Annotated in this window: 3 protein-coding genes; 2 read left to right on the top strand and 1 reads right to left on the bottom strand. The window is 71.8% G+C overall.

What is annotated here, in order from left to right; genetic code table 11:
- Nucleotides 1-233: 233 nt before the first annotated feature.
- Entirely contained in the window at nt 234-1550 is a 1317-nt protein-coding gene (locus OMK64_RS19735) for an ABC transporter substrate-binding protein (RefSeq protein WP_272730058.1), read from the bottom strand.
- Nucleotides 1551-1903: 353 nt separating this feature from the next.
- On the opposite strand from OMK64_RS19735, the gene OMK64_RS19740 reads away from it, so the two are divergent.
- Both OMK64_RS19740 and OMK64_RS19745 read left to right on the top strand, forming a co-directional pair.
- Nucleotides 1904-3115 carry an alpha-hydroxy acid oxidase gene (locus OMK64_RS19740; RefSeq protein ID WP_272730059.1) on the top strand — a complete coding sequence of 404 codons (1212 nt, stop codon included), beginning with the start codon at nt 1904-1906 and terminating at the stop codon, nt 3113-3115.
- Between the two features lie 82 nt (nt 3116-3197).
- On the top strand, nt 3198-3690 hold a 493-nt coding region (locus OMK64_RS19745), incomplete at its 3' end, for an MFS transporter (RefSeq protein ID WP_272730060.1).

The following is a 3690-nucleotide window of genomic DNA, read 5'->3' on the forward strand; positions in this document are numbered from 1 at the left end:
GCGGGACCGGCGCGCTGTCGCGATGGCGGCAGCCGTGGTTGGACAGGCCGATCGCGTCGGCCCCGGCGTCGGTGACGCGGCGCGCGGGGGCGGCGGGAGGCGTGGTCACCTCGGCGGTGAGGGTCACGGGTCGTTCCGTTCGTCGGTGAGCGGGTTTCCGCGGGGCGGTCCGGTGTCGGCCGCCGGGTGGGCACCCCGCCCGCGGGGATGGTGCGGGCGGGGTGCCGGTCGGCTCAGGAGGTCGCGAGCTCCGCCTCGCTGAACCACTGCGACGCGAAGTCCTCCGGCGTGATCGTGCCGTAGGCGAGCTCCTCGCCGAGCGTCTTCCACTTGGCCTCGATGGTGCCGAAGCCCTTGACCGGGATCGGGGTGGACTCGGTCACCTGCTCGGCGACGGCCTCCTCGTACGCGATGACGCGGGCGTCGACGGAGCCCTCCTCGGTCTCGACCGCGGCGCGCTGCTCCTCGTCGGCGGGGACGCCCTTCGACGTGCCGAAGATCTTGCCGACCTCGGGGTCGGTGAGGAGGAAGTTGATGAGCGTGGCCGCGGCCTCGGGGTGCTCGGTGTTGGCGCCGGCCGACAGCAGCATCGACGGCTTGAAGAACAGGTGCTTCTCACCGGGCTCGACCGACGGGATCTGCGCGAGCGCGATGTCCTGCGTGCCGGAGTCGGCGACGTAGGCGGCGAGGAAGTTGTCCCAGCTCATCTCGGTCGCCGACTCGTTGACCGTGAAACCGCCCTTGGGCAGCAGCGACGTGCCGCGGTCGATCGGGTAGACGGCCTTGTCGGCGCGCAGGTCGGCGGTCAGGTCGAGGAACTCGACCACGTCGTCCTCGTCGAAGCCGAACGTGCCGTCGTCCTCGAACGGCGTGACGCCCTTCTGCAGCAGCCACTGGATGAAGAACCAGAACGTGCCCGTGTAGTCGACGGCGCCGTAGAGCTGGTAGCCGTCGGCGGTCTTCGCGCCGGCCGACGACACGTCGGCGATGAAGTCGTTGTAGTCCTCCCACGTGTAGTCCGCGTCGTCGGGGAACTCGGCGCCGGTCGCGGCGATCACCGCCGGGTTCTGGAACATCGCGAACGTGTTGGTGGACGTCGGGATGCCGATCGTCTTGCCGTCGAGAACGCCGGACTCGGTGAGGGTCTCGTCGTAGCCGGAGAGGTCGATCGAGCCGTCCTCGACGTACTCGGCGAGGTCGAGGAGCTGGCCGTTCTGGTTGAACTCGCGCAGGTACGACAGGTCGAACTGCATGACGTCGGGGAGCTTGCGGCCCGCGGCCTCGGTCGAGCGCTGCGTCCAGTAGTCCGGGAACGCGGCGAAGCTCGTCTGGACCGTGATGTGCGGGTACTGCTCCTGGAACAGGTCGAGCGCCTGCTGGTACCGCGCGGCCCGGTCGTCGTTGCCCCACCACGTGAAGTTGAGGGTGACGGGCGCGGTCGGGTCGGTGCTGGGGGCGGCGTCGTCGTCACCCGAGCCGGAGGCGCAGGCGGTGAGGGAGAGTGCCGCGACCGCCACGACGGCGGAGTACTTCCAGAGGGATCGCTTCATCGTCGGTGAGCCTCCTTGCTCGGTCAGTGAAAGCGCATTCCGGACGGTAGGTGAGCGCTCGCGGCGATGTCAACGATTCTCGATGAAACGTTACAAAGCCGTTGCGCCGCACGCCACGACCCGTGACCGCGCCCCACGCTACGGGACCCCGCGGACGGTTGCGCAACTCGCCTGATGACCGCGAGCAGGGTGCGGTGTATCGTTTCAAGCGCGCTGTCGGCGAGCGCTTACCGACGCGCAGCAGACACCACGCCCGGGGCGCCGTAGCCTCGGGAGCACGACATGCCCAGCACGCCGCACCCCCCGATCGCGCCACCTCCGTGCAGCCCGACGACGCGCCCAGGAGTCCCCCGGTGACCGAACGCCAGATCCCGTCGTGGTCCGAGCTCAAGCCGCTGCTGCGGCCCAAGCCGATCACCCTCGACGCGACCGAGCGCCGCCTGGCCGACGCGCTCACCATCGCCGACCTGCGCTCGGTCGCCCGCCGGCGCACGCCCCGGTCGGTCTTCGACTACACCGACGGCGCCGCCGAGGCCGAGATCAGCCTGCGCCGCGCGAGGTCGCTGTTCCGGAACCTCGAGTTCCAGCCGTCGATCCTGCACGACGTGTCGAGCGTCGACACGACCACCGACTACCTCGGCACGCCGTCCGCACAGCCCTTCGCCTTCGCCCCCACCGGGTTCACGCGGATGATGCACCACGAGGGCGAGCGGGCCGTCGTGCGCGTCGCCGAGCGCCGCGACATCCCCTACGCGCTGTCCACGATGGGCACGACGTCGATCGAGGACGTCACCGCCGCCGCACCCGACGCGCGCAAGTGGTTCCAGCTCTACGTCTGGAAGGACCGCGCGGCGGGCGAGGACCTCATGGCCCGCGCCAAGGCCGCCGGGTTCGAGGCGCTCATGCTCACCGTCGACGTGCCCGTCGCCGGCGCCCGGCTGCGGGACGCCCGCAACGGCTTCTCCATCCCGCCCGCGCTCACCGTCAAGACCGTCCTCGACGCCGCGACCCACCCCGCGTGGTGGCTCAACCTCCTCACCACGGAGCCCCTGACGTTCGCCTCCCTGTCGACGTGGGACGGCACGGTCGCCGAGCTGCTCGACAAGCTGTTCGACCCGACGATGACGATCGCCGACCTCGAGTGGCTGCGCGCGTCGTGGGACGGGCCGCTCATCATCAAGGGCATCCAGACGGTCGACGACGCGCGCCGCGTCACCGACGCCGGGGCCGACGCGATCGTCCTGTCCAACCACGGCGGCCGCCAGCTCGACCGCGCACCGGTCCCGCTGCGCCTGCTGCCCGACGTCGCCGAGGCCGTCGGCGACCGCACCGAGGTCTGGGTCGACACCGGGATCATGTCCGGCGCCGACGTCGTCGCGTCCCTCGCGCTCGGCGCGCGCGCCGCGCTCGTCGGGCGTGCCTACCTGTACGGCCTCATGGCCGGTGGGGAGCGCGGCGTCGACCGGGCCGCCGAGATCCTGTCCCGTGAGGTCCGCCGCACGATGGCCCTGCTCGGCGTCGCGTCCGTCGGCGAGCTCGGGCCGCAGCACGTGCGCCTGCCCTGACGGCTTCTCGTACGTCCGGCTACGCCGGCCGCGCCGCCGGACCGTCGGTCGCGCGCCCGCGCTCTCCGCGACCACGCGCTGAGTGACCAGCGCGACGCCCACCCCTCGAGGAAGGACCGTCCCCACGGTTTCCGCCGACCCTCCCGGCGGGCCGACGAACGACCGCGAGCGCTCGTCGGGCCGCAGCGTCCTGTCCCTCGTCAACTTCCGCCTCCTGCTCGGCGCCCAGCTGCTCGGCGGCACCGCCCTGTGGATGGTCCGCATGGCGACCGACTGGCTCGTGCTCGAGCTGACCGGGTCGTCCGCCGCCGTCGGGGTGCTCGTCGCGCTGCAGTTCCTGCCGATGCTCGTCGTCGGGCCGTTCGGCGGGCTGCTCGCCGACCGGTACGACAAGCGCCGTCTGGTCGAGGCGGCGCAGGTCGCGAACGCGCTGCTCGCCGCGGTCCTCGCCGTCCTCACGCTCACCGGCGTCGTCGCCGTGTGGCACCTCTACGTCGTCGCGGTGCTGCTCGGCGTCGTCACGTCCGTCGACCAGCCGTCGCGGCAGGTGCTCGTCAGCGAGGTCGTCGGCGACG

The organism is Cellulomonas fimi, assembly GCF_028527925.1.
GTDB lineage: Bacteria > Actinomycetota > Actinomycetes > Actinomycetales > Cellulomonadaceae > Cellulomonas > Cellulomonas fimi_C.

Excerpts from the sequence above, each read along its gene's own strand:
- OMK64_RS19735 (WP_272730058.1), bottom strand. The coding sequence starts at position 1,550 with ATGAAGCGATCCCTCTGGAAGTACTCCGCCGTCGTGGCGGTCGCGGCA.